Source organism: Rhodococcus sp. CX, from assembly GCF_015865005.1.
Classification (GTDB): domain Bacteria; phylum Actinomycetota; class Actinomycetes; order Mycobacteriales; family Mycobacteriaceae; genus Rhodococcus.
Window position 1 is genome coordinate 3965 of sequence record NZ_JADZGH010000023.1, and the last position, 1150, is coordinate 5114.

Here is a 1150-nt window from a genome sequence, read left to right on the forward strand (position 1 = left end):
CCACCGGCTGACCGTTGAGCCTGGTCGGATCGTTGGTGACGTTGATCTCGGTGAAACCACTACCCAGCCCCGTCGAGCCGGAACCGCCGGAGCTGCCGAAGTCCGGTCCTGCTGCGTACGACGCAGCCGGAAGTGAGAGCGCAACTGCGGCCACGAGTGTGATGCCGAATCCGGCGCCGGTCAGTGCTCGCGACCAGCTCGACACCATTCCCGGCGATTCCTTGAGCGTTCTGGACACACACGATCCCTTCTCGAAGTGGATTCGGGCCGCTCGCGGTCGGACGAGGTTCCGGGAGCATGGCTTCACCCGGCGCTGCCGGATGAAGGAGATGTGACATGGCCCACTGCTACAATAAGTCGACCGATCGTACGAATCAATAGTGGAAATCCGATGATGCAGTGGCACACTAATTGTCGGTCGTTGCCCGCGAGATTTGCCAAGGGTGACGTAGAACACTATGTTATCTAGGTGACAGGGCAATGTTGCTTCGGATGTGTCTTCGTGAAAGGCGCATCGGGGGCGGAAAGGCTGCGCGACCACCCGCCAACGAGTGAGTCGATCCTCGTCGAAGTCCGCATCTGACAGGCACCCCTGTGTTGGACCACATCCCTCGAACCGCGAAAGGTCCACTGTGATCCCGATGAGACGTGCGTTGGCGGCTGTAGCAGCAACTGCAGCGACAATGCTGGCGCTGAGCGCCTGTAGTGGAAATTCTGCTGCCGAGTCCGACTCGACCGGACCGTCCGGCAACCCGATTGACGGCGGCACCGGGCTGATCATCGAGCAGGCCGAGCCTCGCAGCCTCGACCCCGCCGTGATTGCCAACTCCTGGGCCAACTCCCCGGTCCTCGGCAACGCGCTCTACGGCACCCTGATGATCGACAACGCCGAAACCGGCGCGATCGAATACAAGCTGGCCGAGGATTTCTCGACCGTAGACGGTGGCAAGACCTTCACCCTCACCCTCCGTGACGGTGTCGAGTTCTCCGACGGCACCCCCTTCAACGCCGAGGCCGTGAAGTTCGGCTGGGACCGCATCAAGGAACCGGCCACCGCCTCACCGGACAAGCCGCAGGCCGCACTGATCGAGAGCAGCCGCGTCGTCGACGACCGCACCCTCGAGGTCACCCTCGTCGAGCCGGTCCCGAA

At 62.7% G+C, this 1150-nt stretch carries 2 protein-coding genes; one reads left to right on the forward strand and one right to left on the reverse strand.

Annotated elements, in window-relative coordinates:
* Positions 1-238: hypothetical protein (locus I0Q12_RS02030; RefSeq protein ID WP_197250367.1), on the reverse strand; the 238-nt coding region annotated here is incomplete at its 3' end.
* A 403-nt stretch (positions 239-641) separates the two neighbouring features.
* Here I0Q12_RS02030 and I0Q12_RS02035 point away from each other — a divergent pair.
* A partial coding sequence (locus I0Q12_RS02035; RefSeq protein WP_231609844.1) for an ABC transporter substrate-binding protein occupies positions 642-1150 on the forward strand: 509 nt, incomplete at its 3' end.